This is a genomic window from Cohnella lupini (assembly GCF_003386205.1).
GTDB lineage: Bacteria > Bacillota > Bacilli > Paenibacillales > Paenibacillaceae > Cohnella > Cohnella lupini.
On sequence record NZ_QRDY01000016.1, the window covers coordinates 82,933 to 105,772 of the forward strand.

Consider the following 22,840-nt stretch of genomic DNA (forward strand, 5'->3'; position numbering starts at 1 on the left):
GAAAAAACCCGGAGTTCCCTTTCTTGTACAGGGTTTTTCGGACTTTTCGCGTCATTTCGTGTTTATATTTTGTTGAGATCGAATTAGTACTATGGATCTAAGTTATCGATTTTTATATCATTTTAGGGGAGGATCTTTATTAGATGAAAAGAAAATGGTTAAGTCTTTTGATGGCGTCGCTTCTATGTTTGCCTAGTTCCATCGCGTTCGCGAAAACGACGGCCGATTTTTCCGATTTGAAGGATTTGGACGCAGCGACGAAAGCCAAGTTCGATGCCCTAATCTCGAAAGGAATTTTCGAAGGCGTCGGGAACGATACTTTTGGGTTGAAGGAAGAGATGAACCGCGCCCAGTTCGCCAAGGTTGCCGCTCTAATCTTCGGTCTGAATGTCGATACAAGCCTACAAACCTCCAGCTTTACGGACGTGGATTCGAATAGCTTCGCTTTGCCCTATATCGAAGCGCTCAAAAAAGCCGGCATCACCGACGGGACAGGGGCGGGCAAGTTTAGCCCGGATGCCGACGTAACCAAGGAGCAGCTTGCTGCGCTCTGGATCAAGGGATTGGGGAAAAAGGACGAAGCGATTTCTACCGCTGGCTTCAACGACGATACGGTATCCGATTGGGCTAAAGGTTACGTCGCCGCCGCTATAAACCTCAAATTGTTGTCCAATGGCCCGGACGGAAAGTTCGGCGGCAACACCAACGCAACTAGGGATCTTCTCGTCTTAAGCTCCTTCGAAGCCAAGCAAACGTTTGAGGAAATCAAGCCAACACCGACACCAACGCCAACACCAACGCCAACACCAACACCAACACCAACACCAACGCCTACACCAACACCAACACCGACACCAACGCCTACGCCAACACCAACACCAACACCAACGCCTACGCCAACACCGGTGCCGATTACTGTCGAAACTCCAACGGCTAACCCAATGAGCGGTCCGGTAGCTTACGGTACGGCAATCTCCCTGAGCACGACGACGGACGGCGCGGAAATTCTCTACACCATTGACGGCAGTACGCCTTCCGTTAACAGTCTTGTCTACGGCTCGCCGATCATCATCGACAATGCGATAACGATTAAAGCAATAGCGGTTAAAGCCGGTGCAATCACTAGCGATGTCATGACTGCGAGCTATACCCTTCTGGGTCCGCCACAACTGACCGTTACCGGGCTCAGTTACCAATCCCTCAATATACTGAGAGCGACTTTTAACATGCCAGTTGATGAGGTTACAGCAGAAACAGTAGGGAACTACTTATTTAGTAGTATGATAAATATGATGTCACCACCTATAAACCCGGATTCCGCTACTCTGCTTCAAAGCGGCACCGAAGTGGACCTTGACGTGGGTTCATGGTATGACGGCTTGCCGGCCGGGGATATTATCACTCTTTCGATTTCGAATGTAGAAGACACGAATGGCGCTGTCATTGAATTCGGATATAACAATGCTCCCCAGCTTGAAAAAGAGTAACCGACCAAACAGAGATCTTCTCGAAAGAGAAGCCTCTGTTTTTTATCGTGCTTATCTAATTTGTTTCGCACTTCGCCAGATCTGCCGCGTGATAGTTCTGTTTATGAGACTAGGTTATAAATTAATGACTACTGTTAAAAATCCGACTAAACACATAATATAAGAAATATGCTTAGGCTTGTAACGACTTATCTATAAACGGAGGGATAATCATGAAAATCGGAATCATCGGCGCCACTGGCAAAGCCGGAAGCTTGATCATGAAAGAAGCTTTGGACCGAGGGCATGAAGTGACGGCTATCGTGAGAAACGCTTCGAAAATCGCCGACTCGAACGTTAACGTTCTCGAAAAGGATATATTTAACCTGACTTCGTCCGATCTGGGAGCCTTCGACGTCGTCGTTAACACGTTCAAAGCGCCGGATGGCGAAGAACATCTGTATGTCGACTCGGGCAGAGCTTTGGTTCAAGCGCTCAAGAACGCTCCGAATACGAAACTAATCGTCGTCGGAGGCGCGGGAAGCCTATTCGTCGATGAACAAAATACGTTGAAGCTTATGGACACTCCGGAGTTTCCGGACTTCGTATATCCAACCGCATCGAATGCGGGCAAACAGTTGGAGGAGTTACAAAATACCGATTCCATCACCTGGACTTATATTAGTCCTGCCGGATTTTTCGACCCGAACGGGAAACGAACCGGCGAGTACAAGCTCGGCAAAGACCATGTTATCTTGAACGGCCAAGGTCAAAGCTACTTGAGCTATGCCGACTACGCGATCGCCTTGTTGGACGAGATCGAACATCCGCAGCACGTAAACCAAAGGTTTACGCTTGTGGGCGAAGCGGAGTAACCGATCGTGGGGAATAGAGAGAATAAAATGAAAGTGGAAATTTGGTCGGACTTTGCTTGTCCGTTCTGTTATATCGGCAAACGCCGCTTTGAGAACGCGCTTGCGAAATTCCCTCATCGGGATCGCGTTCAGGTCGTCTACCGAAGCTTCGAGTTGGATCCTCAGATGCCCGAGCAACTGCCTTATGACGTATATGATATGTTATCCAAAAAATACGGCATGAGCCGCGAGCAAGCCATTGCGGGTAACGTGAGCCTGAAAAACCAAGCGGCGGCGGACGGGCTTGACTTTCAATTCGATGGCTTAGTGCTGGCCAACACGTTCGATGCGCACCGTTTATGCCATTTTGCCGAACGGCACGGAAAGGGCTTGGAGATTTCGGAGCTGCTATACCGCGCTTACTTTAGCGAAAACAAAACCTTAAGCGACCACGATACGCTTGCGGATATAGCTGCCGAGGCAGGGTTGAACCGCGAGGAAGCGATCGCGATGCTGGCCGGAGATCAGTTCTCCGATCTGGTGCGCAACGAGGAAGCAGCTAGCCAGGATTTAGGCATACGGGGTGTTCCGTTCTACGCCATCGACCGTAAGTTCTCCTTGTCGGGCGCCCAATCGGAAGAAGTGTTCTCGCAAGCCTTGCAGCAGGCTTGGGACGACCGGTCAACGCTCGATGACGCAATTGTATAGGAATGAAATAGAGCATCCCCCGACCGCAAATCGGAGGATGCTCTATTTTTCATGAAGCTTCTTTACTCACATGCGACCGATCGCTACGAATACGGCTAACGCCAAGAACACGATATTTACGCCGATTTCCTTATATTCCTTACGCTTAACATGTACCACGGCTCCAAGTAGAACAATTACGGCAAGCCCGATTGCGCGATGACATACCATGGCTGCTTATTGTAAATTCGAAACGGCGTTAGACATCCTTGTCGGGAAATGGAAGCCCGTCATTCAAGCGATGAATGACTGGGGAGTCGGTCATATCGCTCATTTGAACGAGCTGTACGGGGATGATCGCTCGGAGAACGATTGACGTCTTCGACTATTCCCGATAGTAAGAAAGAACCCAGCAAACGCCGTTTCGATCCGTGACGACGGCCAGCAATCCGTTGAAGGGAGCCTCGTACGTTTCCGTATTAATATGTCCGCCCGCCGCGAATTGCCCGTATATGCGACGAAACGATTCTTCCGTCTCGATCTTCAAGAAGACCCTGACATAGTCGCCCTTCAACGATGGTCTCGCTGCCTGCGTATCGGCAAATTTAATCGTAACGCCGCCCGACAGAATATCCGCGTTGTAAACCTCTTCCCCCTGTTTTCTCAATATCTTAATCTCTCCGCCAAGCACGTCCCGATAGAACTTGATCTCTTCTTTGCAATTATCGATTACGATAAACGGACAAGCCATAATCATGTTTCCATCCTCCTTCGTATTCTTCTTTCGTTACTCGCTCACATTGCGGAGTACCTTTTTCAATAGAACCAGCATGAACGCATATTCCTCGTCGCTGATGCCCCTTCGGGCTATGCTCTTGACGCGGTTCAACCCTTCTTGAACCTTCGGAACGACCGCTCTGCCCGCTTCCGTCAGATAGAGCAACTGGTAGCGATTATCCGCCGGATCGGCCTCTCTTCGAACGTAACCCTCGGCTTCCAGCTTGGCGATCGCCTTCGCGGTCGTAGTCTTATCGATGAGCAAATCCTCGCTCAGCGCCTTCTGCGTGATCTTCTCTTGGCCCGCGATCGCCATCAGAAAAATATACTGCCCGCTCCCGATCCGATAAGGCGCCAGCTCGGCTGCGATCAGAATCTGCATGTGTCGATAAATAGCCGAAATGTACTTCCCGTGCGATTCTACGGCGCCTTTGGTTTCATCGGTCCAATCTGCTTCCACTTGCTCCACCTCCTTATATAGAATGCTATTGCAACTAATGATTGCAGTATACGCTGAATAGCATGCTATTGCAACTATATAGAAACCCGCTAAGCACCACGAATAGAAAGAAGACAGGCGCACGAATTCCTCGCCTGTCTTCCTTATGCCTATCCTCACAAAACCATGTAACGAAAACTACAGAAGAGCCTTGTTCTCGGCAACGAGATCGGCTAGCACGCCATCGATGCCCATGTGCTTCCACTGTACGATTTTTTCAGCCGAAGTATTGCCGATAATGCCTCCGTAAGCCGCCATGATCCAGACCTGCTTACCCGCCTGTTGAACAAGCGACACGGATGGTTCATCGACCCATGGCTCCCACAACCGGATAATATCCGCACCTTGCTCAATGAACTCCATGATCGCTTCCTTCGAAGGAATGAAGGCCAATACCTTGATCTCGTGATTGAAAGCCTTCACAAGACGAACATCACCGACAGTCACGACCCCCATAATCACCTTGTCCTCGTACCCATGCGCACGAATGTATTCCAATATCCGAGTAAGAGCCGAGCCTCCTTCTTTAATGTGAAAGAGAATAGGAGCTACGCCGCTCTTAAGTACTTCCTCCAGCGTATGGGGATGGCAACTGTCATTAAGAAGGTACTTCAACGATTTAAATTGCTCCTCGGTCAAATCGCTGATCTTCGAAGAATTGCCGAATAGCCTTAAAGCATCGGAATCGTGGGCGATGACGGGCACATTATCTTTGGTAAAGCGGATGTCGAGCTCTACATAATCCGCTCCTAGCTCTAACGAACATTGCGAAGCCTCTAACGTCAATTCGGGGTAGCGGTCCGTGCCGCCTCTGTGCGCGATGAGTAACATATATAGGTTAAAGCCCCTTTTAAATTTATGAATTTTTGAGTTTTGGATCCATCTGATCCCGTAGCCAGTCGCCGATCATCGACACCTGTACCACAATCAGAACAATAACTACGCTAGGAATAATACTTAGCCACCACGAGCTGATCAAATAGTCACGTCCGGCACTGACCATTAAGCCAAGCGAAACGTCGGGTGGCTGGATACCTAATCCGAGAAATGACAACGAGCTTTCCAGAAGGATGAAAGAACTGATTTTCATGGTCGCATGTACGATCATGGGTGAAGAGATGTTGCTAAGTACATGTTCAAACACGATTCGCAGCTTAGAGGCGCCGAGCGCCCGACTGCTTTCCATGAAGTTGGCTTCTTTCAATTGGATAGTCTGGCCACGCGCCAGCCTGGTGAAGCTTGGATACCCCGTCAGTCCAATAATCAGAATCATAATGAGTTTACTGGAGCCGAAGACGGAAGCGCAGACAATCGAAATAATCAGCGAAGGAATTGAAAGCTTTACGTCTACTAGAAATGACACAATCGAATCCAACAGACCTTTATATAGACCCGTTAGAACACCTAGTAACGTACCTAGTACCGCGGATATAACCAAGCCGGCAAAAGCGATAAACAGCGAATTCCTCGTTCCGTAGAACAACCGGATCATAAAATCCCTGCCTAGATTGTCGGTTCCCAAGAAGAATTCGGCCTTGCCGCCTTCCATGAAGGAAGGAGGAAGCAGCCGCGCGGTCAATTTAGTGGCTCCCAGATCAATAGGAAAAAAAACGGGGGCCAGAATAGAGAGTACTACAATCAATAAGAAAGAAATGATTAACACCAGTATGAAGGTTGGAATGCTGTAGCTCTTAATTCTCATCGGTGTCCCACCTCAAAAATTGTCGCGTATGCGCGGATCTAGTAAGCCATAGCTTAAGTCCACTAGAAGATTTACAAGAATGACGGTAGTGGCAACAATCATCACGCCGTACTGAATAACGGGAAAATCCCGGTATTGCGCGGCTGTCACGAGGAGCGAGCCGATGCCGGGAAAAGCAAACACCGTTTCCACGACGACCGTACCGCCGATCATCGTGCCCAGATGTAGACCGATGACGGTAACGACCGGAATGAGCGCATTGCGCAAGGCGTGCTTGTAGATGACGACTCGTTCTCCGGCTCCCTTAGCGCGAGCGCTGTCCAAGTATTCCTGCCGCAAGACATCTAGCATCGAGCTTCTCGTTAGACGAGCAATATTGGCTACGGAATCCACGGTCAACGTCAGCAACGGCATAATATAGTGCAGAGGAGTGCTCATTCCGCCGCTGGGCAATAATCGTAGCTGAAGGCTAAATAGAAAGATCATTAAGATACCGAACACAAAGCTAGGAATCGTATAGCCTGCAATAGAGATACCCATCGTGAACCGGTCCAATAAGGAGTTGCGATTAACCGCGGCGATAATCCCGATAGGCACTCCGAACAGAATGGCAAGAGCAAAGGAAATCGCCGCCAAAGTAAGCGTCGGACCTGCACGTTCGGCGAATAGCTCGCCGACAGGTCTCAGATAGTGATAGCTTTTCCCCATATCTCCGGTAAACAACGCGCTTACATAATCCGTATATTGTTCGACGATCGGCCTGTCCAAGCCCAAAGAAACGCGAAGCTCGGCTCTTACCGTTGCCGAAGCGTCGTCGGGCAGAAGCCAAGTGGTCGGATCGCCGGTTAATCTCGTTAACAAGAATACTAAAGTAAGAACGAACCATATGGTGAACAGCGCCTTCGCAAGCCGTTTGACAATAAATGCGCTCACTGTATCCCCTCCTCGCCGAATAGATGGCAGGCGACGAAGTGGTCGGGCTCCACCTCTCTCAACGGTGGCATTCGGACGCGGCATGCCTGACTGACGTGAGGACAGCGAGTTTGAAAGGGACATCCCGCAGGAGGATTAATCGGACTAGGCAGATCCCCCTCCAATGGCGTTCTTACTTTGACGGCGTTCGGCTCGGAAACGGGAATAGCGTCCATTAAAGCTATGGAGTAAGGATGAAGCGTACGGTTAAAAAACTTGTTTTTCGAAGCAAGCTCGACTACTTTCCCGAGATACATGACCATAACCCGATCGCTGACATGCCGGACCACGCTCATGTCATGAGAAATGAATAGATAAGTCAGATTGAATTCGTGCTGCATCTTCTTGAACAGATTCAGAATTTGCGCTTGCACGGACATATCGAGCGCCGATACGGGCTCGTCGCATATGATGAACTCCGGCTCCGTAACCAAAGCCCGGGCAATGCCGATTCTTTGTCTCTGGCCGCCGCTGAACTCATGGGGATGCTTGCTCAGCGCGCTTTCGGGAATACTGACCTTCTCCAGTAACGGCAGAACGATCTCCAGCTTTTGCTTAGCGTTCAGCTTCGAGTGAATTCGAAGCGGCTCTTCAATAATGCGCCGGATGGACATACGAGGGTCTAAGGACGAGTAGGGGTCTTGAAAGATCATCTGTGTTTGCCTCCGAAAGTCTTTCGATGCCTTAGTCCCCACACGCTGTCCCTTGAATAGAATTTGGCCATCGGTAACATCCATCAGACCCATCAATAAGCGGGAAAGAGTGGATTTGCCGCAGCCGGATTCCCCTATCAATCCTAGCGTTTCTCCTTTGTAGATCTTGAAGCTCACGTTGTCCACGGCCTTGACCGTACCGACGGTTCTTTGGCCGAGCATGCCTTTGTTGACGGGAAAATATTTCTTCGCGTTGTTGACCTCTACGATCACGTTGTTATTATCCATTATGAGTTCTCCCGGCTGTATCCTCGAGGAGCCAGCACTTGGCTTGATGGCCGTTCTCCACTTCGAAGAACGGCGGTTCGCTTTCGTGACATTTGCCGAACGCATGAGGGCAGCGATCCGCGAAGCGGCAATGGTTCACGGGAACCGTTAATTTCGGCACTGCACCCGGAATGGAATACAGCTCCTCTTTGTCCTCTTTAATGCTCGGAATAGAGGCTAGCAGTCCCTTAGTATAAGGATGAGAAGGAGAGGCGAATATACTCGCCGTCTCCCCCTGTTCCACCACGACTCCGCCGTACATGACCATGACTCTGTCGCACATCTCCGCGACTACGCCCATATTGTGCGTGATCAGGAGCATACCCATCCGAAGCTTCGTCTTGATTTGGTTCATCAAGGCTAGGATTTGAGATTGAATGGTTACGTCAAGAGCCGTTGTCGGTTCGTCGGCAATCACGACTTCCGGGTTGCAAGCTAGGGCTATAGCAATCATGATCCGTTGCTGCATGCCCCCGGACAGCTGGTGCGGGTAACTCGTCAGTCTTGTCTCGGGAGCGGGTATACCGACCAACCGCAGCAGTTCGATGACTCTCGCTTTCGTTTCCTGCTTAGTCATTCTTTCATGAATGTTCAGAATCTCCGCAATCTGGTTGCCGACCGTAAATACAGGATTCAGCGAGGACTGCGGGTTCTGGAAGATCATCGAAATTTTCTTGCCTCTTATCCGATTTAAGTCCTTCTTTTTAAGCTTTAAGAGGTCATGCTCATGGAACAGAATCTCGCCGCCTTGAATTTTGGCATAGGATCGATCCAGCAGATCCAGGATGGAACGGGCAACGGTACTTTTACCGCAGCCCGATTCGCCGACAATCCCAAGCACCTCGCCCCTGAGTAAACGGAAGCTTACGCCATCCACTGCGGGAGTTACATTATTTTTGGAAAAATAATAGGTTTTCAGGTTGTTTACAGTTAAGACATTCTCCATGGTCATCCCTTCCCCTCAGTACCCGAACCCTTATTGCACCTTGAAGTTATCCGCTCTGAAATCCATCGCTTGGGAGGAATACGGCGTCCAATCCAGTCCCTTACGGACTCCCCAGCTCTCATAAGGGTAGTAGAGGACGGTTCCCGGCGCTTCTTCGTCCCAGATCGTCATGAGCTTTCTAGCCAGATCTTTCCTCTTGGCAGGATCCAAGATAGAGGACAACTCCGTACCCGTTTGAATATAGTCTTGGCTCATGTCCGGCCAAGTGCTATCCTTGGCATCCGGGCCCCACAACAGCCACAATCCGCCGCTCGGATCAGGGAAACGCATCGTGTTGGACCAATTGGAGACGGATTGGCGTTCAACCTTCTCCGTAAATTTAACCTTGGCGTTAATGCCGATTTGCTTCCACATATCTACGATGGCTTCCGCGGCCTCGCTGCCGAAGGTGTAATAGTTCGGTTTAAGCTCGTATTCGATGAGCTCCCCTTTATAGGAGGATTCCGCAAGCAATTGCTTGGCTTTCTCAAGATTGTATTCCGCAGTCGGATAATCATCGATATAATTATCGCCGAATTCCATGAATTGGTGACCCTTCGGTACGATAGCTTTGCCCTGCCACAGCGTATCGGCAAGCATTTGACGGTCGATGGACAAGCTTAGCGCTTGACGTAACTTCTTATCCGCTAGCGGACCGGACTTCGTGTTGTACACGAGTACATGCATATTGCTGAGAGTAAGCCCTTTTACGCTGAGATCGTTGTTGGCTTCCACGGTAGGAACTTGATCAAGCGGTAATTGCGTAATCATGTCTACCTCTCCGGTGACGAGCGCCGTCATCCGAGCCGAGGTTTCCGGGTAGTAGTCGTACTCGATCGTTTTGGCGGCCGGCTTCTCGCCCCAATAATCATCGAAGCGTTCTAATACGACTTTCTCCGGAGAATAGGAAACGACTTTATATGGACCTGTACCGATCGGCTTCGCCGCGAAGGCTTCATTGCCAACCTCGGTGATATAATCGGCCGGAACGATCCAAGAGCCCCAACTGGAAGCAATGCGCTGTTCCAGAATAGGATCGATTGCGTTCGTAATGATCCGAACCTTGTAATCGTCGACTTGTTGCACTTCTTTAACAACGGATAATAGCGAAGCCGCCAACTCGAGTCCTTGCAGATCCTCATGCAAGCGTTTAAAGCTGAAGACAACATCCTTGGCCGTCATCTCGTCTCCGTTGTGGAATTTGACTCCCTTTCTAAGCGTGACCTCCAACGTGAAGTCATCGATCCTCTTCCATTCCGTCGCCAGCATCGGCTTTAACGAGAAATTATCCTTCTGATCTGCGAGAAGCAGCGTCTCGAAGATGTTATATTGAATACGAATGCTCGCATTTCCGACATCGCGGGAAGGATCCATATGCTTAGGAAGCTCGGCCACGCCGATTTTTAGAATATCCAGCTCTTTCGAACCTGCCGTTTCGCTCGTATCCGAAGCTTCGTTCGTACTAGACTCCGAGCTCGCGTTCGTTGCATTGCTCGTTGTCGATGGATTGCTGCACGCAGAGACGACGAAGCAAAGAATTAAGGATAAGAGGAGTAACCTTGATGATTTTTTCATTTGAATTAACCCTTCTTTCATGTTTGTTATATAAAATAATTATAGCCCATGAGTAATATGCGTTGAGTAAACGCATTGTAAAATCTGTTGTGTGACATTATTAATTCTTTTTTGCTTGATTAATTCCTATTAATTACAATATTTATGTAAAATTAATCAAAAAAAGCCGACGCATCAATACACATTGAAAATTGTCGGATAATTATATACTATACAGTTATAAAATAAACTTATAAGGAAGATGAAGATGCAATTACGCGACATTCAGTACGCCCTTACTGTTGCCAAGGAATTGAGCTTCTCCAAAGCGGCCCAGAAGCTCTCGATCAGCCAGCCGGCCCTAAGCCAGTGCATCAAGAAGCTCGAGATCGAGCTTCAGGCGCCCTTATTCTTTCGCGAGAACAATACGGTTAAGCTGACAAGCGCAGGCGAGCTATTCGTGAGAGAGGGAAAGGAGATCATCAACAAGAGCTCGCGCTTAACGCAAGAAATCTCTTCTCTCGCTAACAGGAGGGAGGAGAATCTTCGCTTCGGAATTTCACCATTTTACAGCAACCACTATCTGCCCCGAATTATTCCTGCTTTTAGCAAGCAGTACCCCTCCGTCAAGCTGGACATTCTTGAGAAGCATTCCGCCGTGCTGGAGGAACTGATTCTACAGGATGAGGTGGATTTCTGCTTGATCCCGCTTCCCATAGCCCACAAGGAAATCGAGTATCAGCATGTTTATCTGGAGCAAATTCTGCTTGCCATACCTAAGAGTCATGAGTTGAATGGAAATTTGACCCCTGCCATGTCTGTTGGTTTGCCCTTTATAGACCTGAGAATGGTTAGGAACGAACCGTTTATCTTTCTGAAAATGGAGCAAAAATTCACGCCCATGGGGCATCGACTATGCAACGAGGCGGGCTTTACGCCTCATATTGTATTCGAGACTATGAACTGGGACACGGTTAACGCTTTGGTCGCCACCGGGATGGGAGTAGGATTCGTGCCGGAGATTCTCATTGGTTCAACCACCGAACGCCAGCAACCGACCTATTGCCGCATTATGGCCGAGAACACGACCCGCAGCTACGTTGCGGCATACAAAAAAGGACGGAGTCTCTCGATAGCCGCCCAAAATTTTATCCGCATCGCCAAAAATTCTCTCCCCATTGGCCGTGATGAAACTGCACAAAAACACTCGGTAATAATTTAATAGCCCGCCCACTCCCTAGACTGATGTCCTTCATACGATATAGGGTTCCTTTGTAGAACCATAGCGTATAAATTTGCTCTCAGGGAGTTGGGATTACTGAAAACGAAAACGAAGCTTACCGGGCGAGTTATCTTCAAAGGCGACCCGGGTTATGAAACCGCACGTAAAAATTGGGATCCCCACACTAACAAGTTCCCCAAAGTGTTCGTCTTCGCTCAGAAAACGCAAGATGTGGCAAACGCCATCAGGTGGGGGCGCGAGAATAACGTCCCCATTCGGCCAAGAAGCGGAAGGCATTCACTGGAAGTCAACCTGTCGCAGGTCAACGGGGGACTTGTCATCGATGTAAGCGACTTGAAGACGCTCAAGCTGGATAAGAAAAAAGGAACAGTCGCCGTAGGAACGGGCAATACAGTGGGAAGAATCGCGAAAACGCTCGCGCGGCAAGGATTCATTGGCGGCTTCGGCGATAGCCCATCCGTTGGCATCGGCGGTATCACGCTCGGCGGGGGAATCGGGCCTCTCCAACGGACGATCGGCCTCATCAGCGATAATCTGCTCGAGCTCAAGATGGTAGACGCGAAGGGAAGAATCATTCGGGCCAACAAAAAGTGTAACTCCGATCTCTACTGGGCTTCCCGCGGGGGCGGCGGCGGAAACTTCGGCGTGTATACCCAGTACAAATTCAGAACGATTCGAGCACCGGAGAAGGCGACCGTATACACCATCACTTGGCCTTGGGATCAATTCGAAGAAGTGCTCAAGGCCTGGCAAAGATGGGCGCCTTCCGTCGATACCAGACTTGGCAGCGAACTATCGATCGGCCCGAAAAAGGGTGGCAATGTATCGATGATCGGTCTGTTCCTCGGATCGAAAACGGAGGCGATCCGCCTATTGAAGCCCGTTACGAGCGTTGGAACGCCCACGAAAGTGATTAAGCTGCTACCTTACCCGGAAGCCGTGAACTTCTTATTGCCTCCCGATCCGGTGCTGACTCAAAAGTTCAGTAACCAGTTCTCTTCCGGCTTCGGCAGGCGTCCGTTCCCGAAAGCGGCCATTAAGTCCATGCGCGAATTTTTAGAGAAGGCAGAGGGAGGTACTCCCGCCGGATTCTTCTTCCTCAACTGGGGCGGAGCCGTAAGCCGCGTAGCGCCAAGAGCAACGGCATTCTACTGGCGTAAAGCGAAATATTACGTGGAGTGGAATAGCTCATGGGTCAACAAATCCAATGCCGCGAGAAATATCGCCCTAGTTCGCAATACGCGCCGGAAGTTACAGCCTTATATCGTGGGATCCTATATCAACGTTCCGGACCAAGGAATTAAAAACTCCGGGCCGGTGTATTACGGAGCGAACTTCCCAAGATTACGGAGAGTAAAAGCGAAATACGACCCGGAAAACGTGTTTAACAACCCGCAAAGTATTCCACCGGCTCGTTGAGCAATGGAATCCGTTGTATAACTCGCTATTCGGTATTCATCGCTGTTCATGCGGGATCGCCTATAACCGAAGTCGTCTGCTGAAATGATCTGTCCGGAAAAGCAAGGGCCGGGAGTCTCTCCAATGGGGAGATTCCCGGCCCTTCCAATCTTTGCTGTCTACGCCACCCCGTCGCGCTTAACGATACCGCGAGAGATTCGGATTCCCGGAAGCTGCGGAACAATCATTCCCACCAGCATTAGCACACAGCCGATGACGCCCCGTGTTCCCAACAGCTCATTAAGAATGAAATACCCGCCAATAACCGCAAAAACCGTTTCCATGCTCATAATGATAGCAGCCTGCGTTGGTTGTGCATTCTTCTGCCCGATAACCTGCAGAGTGTATGCAATCCCGACTGAGCATATCCCGCCATACAGAATGGGAATAAGAGCTTGCGACAAGCCTGTCAAATCGATCTTCTCCGTAGCTGCGGCTACGACAAAACTAAGAATCGAACAGGTCAGCACCTGAAAGAACGAAAGCTTGATCACGTCCGTTTTACGAGATAACTTGTCTATAATCAGAATATGCGCGGACCAGAAGAACGCTCCGACGAGCTCGTATAAGTCTCCCTTGCCAAGCGTCAAATCATTTCTCACGCACAACAAATATAAACCGATAACCGCTACGATCGCGCCTAGCGTACTGTTTAAGTTAAGGCGTTGCTTCAGGAACAAGCCAAGAAAAGGCACAATGACAATATATAAACCCGTAATGAAAGCAGCTTTTCCCGCCGTGGTATGGACGAGTCCGATTTGCTGCAAGGACGACCCGCAGAAGAGGATAATACCCGCCCAGAACCCCGCGACTGCCGAATGTTGCACCGAGGCTTTGATCTCTTTCGACGATTGTCCGGATTTCCTGTCCAACAGGAGAATGAGCGGAATCAACGACAGCGCTCCTATGGCGAATCTAACCGCATTAAAGGTAAAAGGACCCGTGTGCAACATCCCCTGACGCTGCGCCACAAAAGCGAACCCCCAGATGCATGCGGTAATCAAAAGCAAAAAACTGGATCTCAGTTGTTTTTGTTTATTCATTAAATGTCGTCTCTCCCAGCCGATCTTTTTAAAGCACCGATTAAACATAACAAAAAAACCGGCTCCTTTATACAAGGAGTTCCGGTTTAGGGGCATCATCGTTGGTTATTTCATACTTGCAACCGCCGTACCTCGATGCTATTCCAGAGGATAACATACATTTGATTGCTTCGTTGAACATATAGCTTCGTGTCCAAAGTAGCTCGTACATTCTTTTTCTCGGTAACGATAGAAGAAACCGGCTCTATAGATAATTCCTTTAGAGTCGATGGATCCAGCAATGCTTCCTGCGACCCTTTCCCTCCATATCCCGAGTATTGGGTAATTTGAAGAATGGCATCGTCTTGATAGTCGCGGTTTTGATTTGCAAAATGATTATTTTCAACGGCTAGATATTTCTTGGGCTCGTAACTAGCTGTCTCTTTACCCGTAGAAGGGTCGATTTTTATTAATCGGGTTATCCCGTTTTCACGATCCGTGACGGTGTAGATGAAATTATTCTTCAGGTTGTACAGGCTGCTCCCTTTTGTTAATCCAAGAGACCAATTTACTTTTCCCGACCTATTAATGCTAACTAAGCGGCTGCTTTCCGTCGTATTTCCCCCGCTTCGATTATACGTTCGACCAATTCCGATCAATTGCTTGTCTTTCGTCATTTCAAATTGAAACCATTCATTGCTTTGTTTGACGAAGCGAAACTCTCTTTGGCCTTTTTCATCATAAACGTCGATATATTCGCTTTGATGAACGACGAGATAATCGCCTACGAATGTCATATCGCTCGAGATATCCGCCCCGCCGTTTTCCTTGTAATTTTGATTGATCTTCTTGTATCCCGTTACTTTCCCTTGAGAAGTTAACTGGTACACTAGGACATCTCCGCTTTCGAGCGCAAGAGCCATTCGAATCGTACCATCCGCTTTATAATCGATTCTCTCTTGCAGTTTTTTCTCGTTCGCCCCAGGTAGAGTAAATTGGGCTTGAAGCTTCCCGTCCGTTCCGATTTTATGAACGATTAACGATTGGCCGGATGAATAATTTAAATACAAGTTCCCCTTCGCGTCTATTTCATAATCCCGAAGATTTAGATTCACCATGTTTCGGAGAGGGGAGCGATATTTCCACTTCACTGCGCCATCGGCAGCAATGGCAACATAATCCGCATAGTCCGCTTCGGATCTTGGAGACAGCCTCACGTAAACCGTTCCATCCGAGCTAATACGCGGAAAGGAAGGCGAGTATATCCGATGACCCGCCATTTCTTCAATGTCGACCTTCCAACTTTCCTTCCAAGCAGACGGGACCTCCTCGCCGTAAACCGTCGCTCCATTCACGAACAACAATATAATTGCAGCCATAAGCCAGAGGTACCTGTTAGTCTTACTGAGCTTCATCTGAAGTTTCTCCTTTTGCAGTTATGTAGCACCCTACATAATACCATACGGACGATACCTTTTAAGGTTATCATAAAAAATACAGAGCACGGCGGTCATCTCGCCGGACTCTGTATTCGAGGTCAGTATTCAGTTCGTTCTTCAAAGTTCCCCCTCGTTGTCGATCCGTTAAAAGGCTGGCAGGATGTTGCCCGTTTCCAGTAAGCTTTTTAAATTGCTGAGAATGACGGGCCATCCGTTATTGAACCCTTCGATCTTACCTTCATCCTTGCGAATATCCTTCTCTAATAGATCCTCGTGTCTGAGAGTAAGCTTAACCGTAGCGTTCATCGGAGTTAGTTCATAGGTAACTTTAGAGAATCGATCTCCTTCAACGTCTTTAACGCTCCATGTAATCGTCAGTAAGCGATAGGGCTCACTGACTAGAACTTCCCCGTAATGATCGACCTTAACCTTATCTTTGTTGATCAGCTTAAATCCGGAGCCTACTTGCCAATCCGAAATGATCTCGCTTCCGAAAAAATACTGCTTGGTGAATTCGCCGTTAGTAAGGGCTACCCATAGCTTCTCAGGCGTAGTCGCGATGTAAGTCGTGTACACGAATGACGTTTTATTCATGATTAGAATCCTCCTCCAAGGCTTGCTTTAGTGTGTTTAATGCGTCAATCCGATGTTGCTCGAACTTGCCGATCCAACGCTCGTAAATCTCCCCGATGGGTACCGGATTAAGATAATGGAGCTTCTCGCGTCCTTGCCACACGACGGTTACCAGATTGGCTTCTTCCAGAAGCATCAAGTGCTTCGTGACCGCTTGACGAGTCATCGTCATTTGTTTGCAGAGCTCGCCCAAGGATTGCCCGTTATGGACGAACAAGAGGTCGAGCAGTTGTCTTCGCGTCCCATCCGCTAGTGCCTTAAATAATTTGTCCATGTTCGTATTATATGCAACCATTTGATTGCATGTCAAGCGCGGCTGTAATAACTTGTAGTCGCCCATATGGATTTGCCGTCCGGATCGACAACAAAGCGCACTCAGTCGGACGATCAACCTTATAATTTTTCATTAAAGAAAATGACGGGATTTCACCTATCTATCGCTTTAATAAATCGATAAACTTCAACAAACCTTATCATTTGCATGAATGTGATACGCTTGATGTATCCGTTAATTTCATGAAAGAAGAGGTGGAAAGTAATGATCAACATCAAACCGATTTTGCCGTGCCCCTCGATAAAGGAGCAGGTTTCCTTGTATGAGAGCCTGGGATTCGAAACCGTTCAAATATACACCCGACCACATCCCTACGCGGTTGTACGTTACGGTTCGCTTGAGCTGCATTTTTATGTAACCAAGAGAATATTGCCTCATGAAAACCCCCAAATGTGCTATATCGAAGTGGACGACGTAAATCGGGTATATGAAGATTTCACTGCCGGATTGAAACAACGCTTAGGAAAAATCCCCCGTTCCGGCATACCGCGAATATCGAAATTGAAAAATCTTGCGGAAGATCGAAGATTCATGCTGACGGATGTCGGCGGGAATACATTTTACATTGGAACGCCGAATGCGGATCTTTCCGATCCAGTTTTCTTTAGAACCATCGAGAGCGGGGATTATGCACAAGATTTCGAGATCCTCTACGATTTGTTATATTCAAAGGAAGATAGCAAATCGGCATTTCATATGTTGGAAAAATTCTTTCCTGCGGACGATTTAAGTTCCATTAACGTAGAAGATTTGGATCTAGCGAAAATTTTGCTGGTTGCTTTAGACATTCATTTGCAGCGAGATAAAGTAGTGAACCCCAGCATCAACGATACCATACAAAAGTTATTAATCGTTTACGGTTCCGAGAATCCGGACTGGAATAAAATCTCGCAACAGTATAACGAGATTATTGGCGGTGAGTAATTCAAGAAAAAAGCCAAAGCCGACCCCGCAAGGTCGGTCTTTGGCTTTAGCGGGTTTGAAGTTGTTCGGAGTAACGTTTATGGGACAGCCCCTTAGGAAGCCTAAGTTGGAAGACGGTTTCCGTCCTACCTACGTTATCAAGCAGCCGGACGCTGCCGCCATGCGATTCCGCGATTTCCTTGACGATGGAGAGCCCAATGCCGAGTCCTTCGCCTTTTCTTCCACCATCAACCCGGTAAAATCGCTCGAAGATGCGCTCGCGGTACTCCGTGGCGACACCTTTGCCGCGATTTATGACCGACAGGATAACGTTCCCTTCTTCCTCCGCCAATCCAATTCCTAGATAATGCCCCTCTTCACCGTAACGGACGGCGTTGTCCATCAAATTGCGCAAAGCTCGTTCGATCAGCGGCGCGTCGATCATGACCTCGATATCCGCATCTGGAATGTCCGCCTCCACAACGACGTTCTTACCGTCCAGGAACAACAGATAATCCGCGGCGACCTTTCGCATAAGTTCCGACAGATTATGCGAGGCGCGCTCCAACTGGGGCACATGCTGCTCATACCGGGCAATGTCCAGAAGCTGGTCAAGAAGCTTGTCCATATAGCGGGAGCGCTGCAGGATGATTTTGGTCCCGGACTGCAGCTCGTTCTCGTCCTTGTAAGCGCCGGTCCGGATCGTCTCGGCGTATCCCAAAATCATGGTTAACGGCGTACGCAAATCATGAGATAGGTTAGACAACAGTACCTTTCGGCGATTTTCAAACTGTTCGATTTCGGCCGCCTGGCTTTGGATGCGTTTGGCCATCGAGTTGTAGTGACGGGTCAGTTGGCCGACTTCGTCTCTCGACTCGTCCTTCAGGACGATAAGGTCGCTTCGGATGCCGATCTTGTTCACGGCTACGTTCAGCTTGCGAATGCGCCGGTTGGTCGATGAGAAGAACCATAGGGAAAGAAGATAGGGAAACAGCATTGCCAGCAGCAAAGGCAGGATAAATGCCATCAAAGCTTTGTTTGTTCGCAGGAAAAAATACATTTGTCCCGACTTCATATCTTCGCCGGATAAACTCAGGAGCAAGTAATAGGGCCGGTTGTCATGGACGACGGAATAAGCGAGCGTGATCGGCTCGTTCTTGCTCCATAGATGATCCGGCATATGGACAACACGATCGGCCAATTGGCGGAAATCGTAGGTATTTGTCTCGCCGGAGGTATCAAATAGCGTCGATCCGTCTTCATCCAGCCATTCCAGGCGTATCTCGGGGTACGGGCGCAACACATCTTCCAGAATCGGCTGAACTTCCGGCCACGAGTAGGCCTGTTGCCGCTCAATGGCCGTAAGCGCTTCTTGGGAGATGGAAGTAAACGTTTGTAGATCATAACCCGGGTTCCAAATTCTCCCCGTCAACGGGGATATCGTAAAGAATAAGACGATGCTTCCAACTGCGCCGAACAACATCATCAGCCATAGCTTGGTGCGACTCTTCATCGTCCGTCTCCCGAGAAGCGATAGCCGATGCCGCGAACGGTATGAAGATGGGCCTGGGAGCCCGGTGCGCTTTCAAGCATTTTACGAATACGGCTGATGAAGACGCTAAGGTTATTGTCGTCGTAGTTTTCATGCTGCCAGATCTGCTTGTAGATTTCACTCTTCGTCAGCACGCGATCGGGATTGCGCATGAACACTTGAAGCAGCTCGCATTCGACCTGAGTCAGTTCATGCCTCTCCCCGTCATTGATAAGAACGTAATTATCGATATCCAGAATAAGATTATTCATTTGAATAACGTCAGGCCCGCTAGACGTTTCGGGATGACGCCTGCGAAGGTGAGCCTGAATCCTCGCCACCAGTTCCATCGGACTGAACGGCTTAGTCATGTAATCATCGGCCCCGAGTCCAAGCGCATCGATCTTATCCTCTACTTCTTTCCTCGCGCTAAGCGCAATGACCAGCGTCTCCGGTTGATGCTCCTGCAAGTAGCGAAGCACCTCGAAGCCGTTGCCGTCGTCCATCATAATATCCAGTACGATCAATGAGACAGGCTGCTCACGCACACTGAAGATCGCTTGCCGTCCGGACTCCGCTTCTGCAATGTCCCATCCCGCACGTTCCAGGTGTAAACGAATCAGGTCACGAATGTCGGGCTCGTCATCGACGATCAGAATTTGATCCATGTTTTACTCACACTCCATCTATCGGTTGAGTCGATTTCATTATAGCATCAATGAAAAATAGAATACGGCCATGGCTTTTCATTAAGACTACATTAAGAAATGAACAGTCAGCCCCGCTTAAAATGAAAGAGTTGAACCATTTAACAACTATAATGCGAGAAAGGTAGGTAGAATCTCAACGGCAGATAAATAAATCGATTCGAATTCTAGTAAAGGTGAGTGAAAGAATCAATGGTAAGACGTTGTATTTCTTTATTAACGGTATTATTTCTATTAGCAGGAATGATCCCTGCTGTTGCTTCTGCCGATTCTCTTGACGAGTGGAATGTCATTAGTCCGTTGCCCACGGGCGAGACTTTGAGTAGCGTGAGCTACGGCAATGGCATGTATGTGGCAGTGGGGGGTACTGGGACGATAATATCGTCCAGTGATGGCGTAACCTGGACGAGCCGTACGTCAGGCACTGCAAATTATCTTTATGGTGTCACATACAACGACGGCATGTTTGTGGCGGTGGGGGTAGATGGAACGATACTGACCTCTAATGACGGAGTGAACTGGACGAGCCGCACTTCAGGCACCGCACAGCACCTTCTTGACGTTATCTATGGCAGTAGCCTGTATGTAGCAGTCGGTATGGCTGGAACGATATTGACCTCCAGCGACGGGGTGAGTTGGGCGAGTCATGCGCCGATTACCGCGGAACCTCTTCAAGACGTGACCTACGGTAACGGCTTGTTCGTGACGGTAGGTATATCAGGAACGATATTGACCTCAGTTGACGGGGTGAATTGGACGAGCCGCACTTCGGGTACTGTGGATCATCTCAACAGAATCAGCTACGGCAACGGCATTTATGTGGCAGTGGGGGACATGGGAACGATATTGACCTCCAGTGACGGAGCGAGTTGGATGAGCCGCGCGTCGGGTACAACGAATCATCTATTGAGTATCGTCTACGAAGACGGTACATATGTTGCAGCGGGGATACGCGGAACGATATTGACCTCGGGCGACGGGGTGAGCTGGACAAGCCTTCCGCCAGTCGTCATGAACAGTTTTATAGACGTCACCTATGGCAATGGTATATATGTGGCGGTGGGGGACTTCGGAATGATTGAGACGTCAAGTGACGGGGCGAGCTGGACGACCCGCACGATAGGTAACATGATGCCTCTTTTAGATGTTACCTTCGACAATGATATATACGTTGCAGTTGGGCTATTCGGAACGATATTGACCTCCAGTGACGGTGCGAGCTGGACGAGCCGTACGTCGGGTACCGCGGAGGATTTTTCTGGCGTCAGCTATGGCAACGGCATGTATGTGGCGGTGGGGGCAAACGGGACGATCGTAACCTCCAGTGACGGTATGACCTGGATAAACCGTGCGTCGGGCATAACGGATAATCTTATGGGTATCAGCTACGCCAACGACACATTTGTTGCGGTGGCATTTAGCGGGACAATCATAAGCTCCAGCGACGGCGTGACTTGGATTAACCGTGCGTCGGGCACATCGAATAATCTTGCGGGCATCGGCTTCGGCAACGACACATTTGTTGCGGTGGGGGATAGAGGGACGATCATAACCTCCAGTGACGGCGAGACCTGGACGAGTTACCCGTCAGGAACTCTGGAGATCCTTGCTGAAGTCAGCTACGGCAATGGCAGGTTTGTAGCGGTGGGCATAAACGGAACGATACTGACCTCCAGTGATGGAGAGAGCTGGGTGAGCCAAACTTTAGGCACCCCATATCCTCTATTGGGAATCGGCTACAGCGATGGAACGTTTGTGGCAGTAGGATTTTACGGAACGATACTGACCTCCAGTGACGGAGTGAGCTGGGCAAGTCACGCTTCTGGAGTGGCAAACCCTCTTTATGGCGTCAGCTCCGGCAACGGAACAACAGTGGTAGTGGGGGATGCGGGAACGATATTACAAAATAGCCATGCCAGTAGTAACGCCGACTTGAGCGGACTGAGCCTGTCCGGCACTACACTGAGTCCGTCGTTCACGCCCGGCACGACAAGTTATACGGCCGATGTGGCCAATAGCTTGGGCAGCATCACGGTAACACCGATGGTTTCGGATATTAGCGCCACGGTGAAGGTAAACGGAACGGCGGTGACAAGCGGAACGGCGTCGGGAACGATTGACTTGAACGTAGGAAGCAACACGGTCACGGTGGCAGTTACCGCTGAGGACGGCACGACGACGAAGGCGTATACGGTGACCGTGACTCGAGCGGCAGCTGCGCCGATAACTGCGCCGACAACTGCACCGACAACAGTGCCGACATTGAGCAGTAACGCCGACTTGAGCGGACTGATGCTGACCGGCGCTACGCTGAGTTCGCCTTTCACGCCCGACGCGACAAGCTACTTGGCCATTGTGTCTAATAGCGTGAGCAGCATCGCGGTAACACCTGCCCTATCGGATAGCAATGCGACGGTGAAGGTGAACGGATCGGCGGTGGCAAGCGGAACGGCATCGGGAGCCATCCATTTAAACCTGGGAAGCAACGCGCTCGAGGTGGTGGTGACGGCACAGGACGGATCGACAATGCAGACCTATTCCGTTACGGTAATTCGAGTTTCAACGGACAGCAATTTAATTACGCGCGCGGATTTTGCGGTTATGCTGATGAATGTGTTGAAGCCGACAGGGGAAGGATCGACGCTTACTTTCACGGATGCGGCGAAGATCGGTATATGGGCGCAGAAGGAAGTCGGGGAAGCGGTAAATGCAAACATTATTGTAGGTTATACGGACGGTTCATTTCGTCCGGATGCCGAAATCACGCGCTCCGAGATGGCGTTGATGATCGCTAAATCGCTCAATCTAACCGTTGAGCCGAATAGCGCGACAGGTTTTGCAGACAACAAGGATATTCCAGCATGGGCGATAAATTACGTTGCGACACTGAAGAAACTGGGCGTTGTACGAGGTAAGAGCGCGAACAAATTCGATGCTAACGGTAAAACAACATTAGCAGAGGCTGTAACGGTTTTGCTGAGAATGCAGGCACAATTGAACAAGTAAATTATAATCGTCACATCAACCGAGTTTAGATTTAATATCCAGGGTAGTCCTTATGAGTATCATAAACTCTTAAAGGACTACCCTTTTT

Annotated in this window: 22 protein-coding genes and 2 pseudogenes; 8 read left to right on the plus strand and 16 right to left on the minus strand. The window is 49.3% G+C overall.

Annotated features, from left to right (window positions below; all coding sequences use genetic code 11):
• The first annotated feature begins 143 nt into the window (after nt 1–143).
• The 4 genes from DFP95_RS21260 (at nt 144) to DFP95_RS29020 (ending at nt 3,383) form a co-directional block, all read left to right on the plus strand.
• Nucleotides 144–1,487 (plus strand): S-layer homology domain-containing protein, encoded by a 1,344-nt coding sequence (locus DFP95_RS21260; protein WP_115994707.1) that lies wholly within the window; start codon nt 144–146, stop codon nt 1,485–1,487.
• A gap of 212 nt (nt 1,488–1,699) precedes the next feature.
• A complete protein-coding gene (locus tag DFP95_RS21265; RefSeq protein WP_115994708.1) occupies nt 1,700–2,341 on the plus strand; it encodes an NAD(P)-dependent oxidoreductase in 642 nt (213 codons plus the stop codon).
• A gap of 6 nt (nt 2,342–2,347) precedes the next feature.
• Nucleotides 2,348–3,028, plus strand: coding sequence for a DsbA family oxidoreductase (locus DFP95_RS21270; protein WP_245987818.1), 681 nt, complete (start codon nt 2,348–2,350; stop codon nt 3,026–3,028).
• A gap of 208 nt (nt 3,029–3,236) precedes the next feature.
• The gene (locus tag DFP95_RS29020; RefSeq protein WP_181907549.1) at nt 3,237–3,383 is read left to right on the plus strand and encodes a hypothetical protein; all 147 of its coding nucleotides are present in this window, start codon (nt 3,237–3,239) and stop codon (nt 3,381–3,383) included.
• Between the two features lie 9 nt (nt 3,384–3,392).
• On the opposite strand, the gene DFP95_RS21280 is transcribed toward DFP95_RS29020, so the two are convergent.
• The 8 genes from DFP95_RS21280 to DFP95_RS21315 all read right to left on the minus strand — a co-directional run bounded on the left by DFP95_RS21280 (nt 3,393) and on the right by DFP95_RS21315 (nt 10,497).
• Nucleotides 3,393–3,764 (minus strand): VOC family protein, encoded by a 372-nt coding sequence (locus DFP95_RS21280; RefSeq protein ID WP_245987820.1) that lies wholly within the window; start codon nt 3,762–3,764, stop codon nt 3,393–3,395.
• Nucleotides 3,765–3,794: 30 nt separating this feature from the next.
• Nucleotides 3,795–4,244, minus strand: coding sequence for a MarR family winged helix-turn-helix transcriptional regulator (locus tag DFP95_RS21285; RefSeq protein WP_245987822.1), 450 nt, complete (start codon nt 4,242–4,244; stop codon nt 3,795–3,797).
• Between the two features lie 177 nt (nt 4,245–4,421).
• On the minus strand, nt 4,422–5,114 hold the full coding sequence (locus DFP95_RS21290; protein WP_115994711.1) for a glycerophosphodiester phosphodiesterase: 693 nt from the start codon (nt 5,112–5,114) through the stop codon (nt 4,422–4,424).
• Nucleotides 5,115–5,139: 25 nt separating this feature from the next.
• On the minus strand, nt 5,140–5,985 hold the full coding sequence (locus tag DFP95_RS21295) for an ABC transporter permease (protein WP_115994712.1): 846 nt from the start codon (nt 5,983–5,985) through the stop codon (nt 5,140–5,142).
• Between the two features lie 12 nt (nt 5,986–5,997).
• Nucleotides 5,998–6,918, minus strand: coding sequence for an ABC transporter permease (locus DFP95_RS21300; RefSeq protein ID WP_220376433.1), 921 nt, complete (start codon nt 6,916–6,918; stop codon nt 5,998–6,000).
• Nucleotides 6,915–7,898 (minus strand): ABC transporter ATP-binding protein, encoded by a 984-nt coding sequence (locus tag DFP95_RS21305; RefSeq protein WP_115994714.1) that lies wholly within the window; start codon nt 7,896–7,898, stop codon nt 6,915–6,917. The genes DFP95_RS21300 and DFP95_RS21305 overlap by 4 nt, the downstream gene beginning before the upstream one ends.
• Complete coding sequence (locus tag DFP95_RS21310) at nt 7,891–8,883, minus strand: ABC transporter ATP-binding protein (protein ID WP_342768275.1); 993 nt, start codon at nt 8,881–8,883, stop codon at nt 7,891–7,893. The genes DFP95_RS21305 and DFP95_RS21310 overlap by 8 nt, the downstream gene beginning before the upstream one ends.
• Before the next feature lie 30 nt (nt 8,884–8,913).
• Nucleotides 8,914–10,497 carry an ABC transporter substrate-binding protein gene (locus tag DFP95_RS21315; RefSeq protein ID WP_181907550.1) on the minus strand — a complete coding sequence of 528 codons (1,584 nt, stop codon included), beginning with the start codon at nt 10,495–10,497 and terminating at the stop codon, nt 8,914–8,916.
• 247 nt (nt 10,498–10,744) lie between these two features.
• Here DFP95_RS21315 and DFP95_RS21320 point away from each other — a divergent pair, with 247 nt between their 5' ends.
• Together DFP95_RS21320 and DFP95_RS21325 are read left to right on the plus strand one after the other, a co-directional pair.
• Nucleotides 10,745–11,698 carry a LysR family transcriptional regulator gene (locus DFP95_RS21320; protein WP_181907551.1) on the plus strand — a complete coding sequence of 318 codons (954 nt, stop codon included), beginning with the start codon at nt 10,745–10,747 and terminating at the stop codon, nt 11,696–11,698.
• A 96-nt stretch (nt 11,699–11,794) separates the two neighbouring features.
• Complete coding sequence (locus DFP95_RS21325; protein WP_115994741.1) at nt 11,795–13,138, plus strand: FAD-binding oxidoreductase; 1,344 nt, start codon at nt 11,795–11,797, stop codon at nt 13,136–13,138.
• Between the two features lie 158 nt (nt 13,139–13,296).
• On the opposite strand, the gene DFP95_RS21330 is transcribed toward DFP95_RS21325, so the two are convergent.
• The 4 genes from DFP95_RS21330 to DFP95_RS21345 all read right to left on the minus strand — a co-directional run bounded on the left by DFP95_RS21330 (nt 13,297) and on the right by DFP95_RS21345 (nt 16,545).
• A complete protein-coding gene (locus DFP95_RS21330) occupies nt 13,297–14,220 on the minus strand; it encodes a DMT family transporter (protein WP_115994718.1) in 924 nt (307 codons plus the stop codon).
• 110 nt (nt 14,221–14,330) lie between these two features.
• A complete protein-coding gene (locus DFP95_RS21335; RefSeq protein WP_115994719.1) occupies nt 14,331–15,614 on the minus strand; it encodes a hypothetical protein in 1,284 nt (427 codons plus the stop codon).
• Between the two features lie 168 nt (nt 15,615–15,782).
• A complete protein-coding gene (locus tag DFP95_RS21340; protein WP_115994720.1) occupies nt 15,783–16,232 on the minus strand; it encodes an SRPBCC family protein in 450 nt (149 codons plus the stop codon).
• Complete coding sequence (locus DFP95_RS21345) at nt 16,225–16,545, minus strand: ArsR/SmtB family transcription factor (RefSeq protein WP_115994742.1); 321 nt, start codon at nt 16,543–16,545, stop codon at nt 16,225–16,227. The genes DFP95_RS21340 and DFP95_RS21345 overlap by 8 nt, the downstream gene beginning before the upstream one ends.
• Nucleotides 16,546–16,809: 264 nt before the next feature.
• Between DFP95_RS21345 and DFP95_RS21350 the strand changes: the two genes are divergently transcribed.
• Nucleotides 16,810–17,529, plus strand: coding sequence for a VOC family protein (locus DFP95_RS21350; RefSeq protein WP_115994721.1), 720 nt, complete (start codon nt 16,810–16,812; stop codon nt 17,527–17,529).
• A 46-nt stretch (nt 17,530–17,575) separates the two neighbouring features.
• Here DFP95_RS21350 and DFP95_RS21355 read toward each other — a convergent pair whose 3' ends face one another.
• The 4 genes and pseudogenes from DFP95_RS21355 to DFP95_RS29860 all read right to left on the minus strand — a co-directional run.
• Nucleotides 17,576–19,021: a sensor histidine kinase gene (locus tag DFP95_RS21355; protein WP_115994722.1), complete on the minus strand. Its 1,446-nt coding sequence runs from the start codon at nt 19,019–19,021 to the stop codon at nt 17,576–17,578.
• Nucleotides 19,018–19,311, minus strand: coding sequence for a winged helix-turn-helix domain-containing protein (locus tag DFP95_RS29850; RefSeq protein WP_425453312.1), 294 nt, complete (start codon nt 19,309–19,311; stop codon nt 19,018–19,020). Before DFP95_RS29850 ends, DFP95_RS21355 begins: the two co-directional genes overlap by 4 nt.
• Nucleotides 19,312–19,346: 35 nt before the next feature.
• Nucleotides 19,347–19,449: pseudogene (locus DFP95_RS29855) on the minus strand (DNA-binding response regulator); the annotation flags it as partial.
• A pseudogene (locus DFP95_RS29860) lies at nt 19,426–19,707 on the minus strand (response regulator); the annotation flags it as partial. The pseudogenes DFP95_RS29855 and DFP95_RS29860, both read right to left, overlap by 24 nt.
• Before the next feature lie 231 nt (nt 19,708–19,938).
• Between DFP95_RS29860 and DFP95_RS21365 the strand changes: the two are divergent.
• Nucleotides 19,939–22,752, plus strand: a complete 2,814-nt coding sequence (locus tag DFP95_RS21365) for a cadherin-like beta sandwich domain-containing protein (protein WP_147304201.1) — start codon at nt 19,939–19,941, stop codon at nt 22,750–22,752.
• The last annotated feature ends 88 nt before the right edge of the window (nt 22,753–22,840 follow it).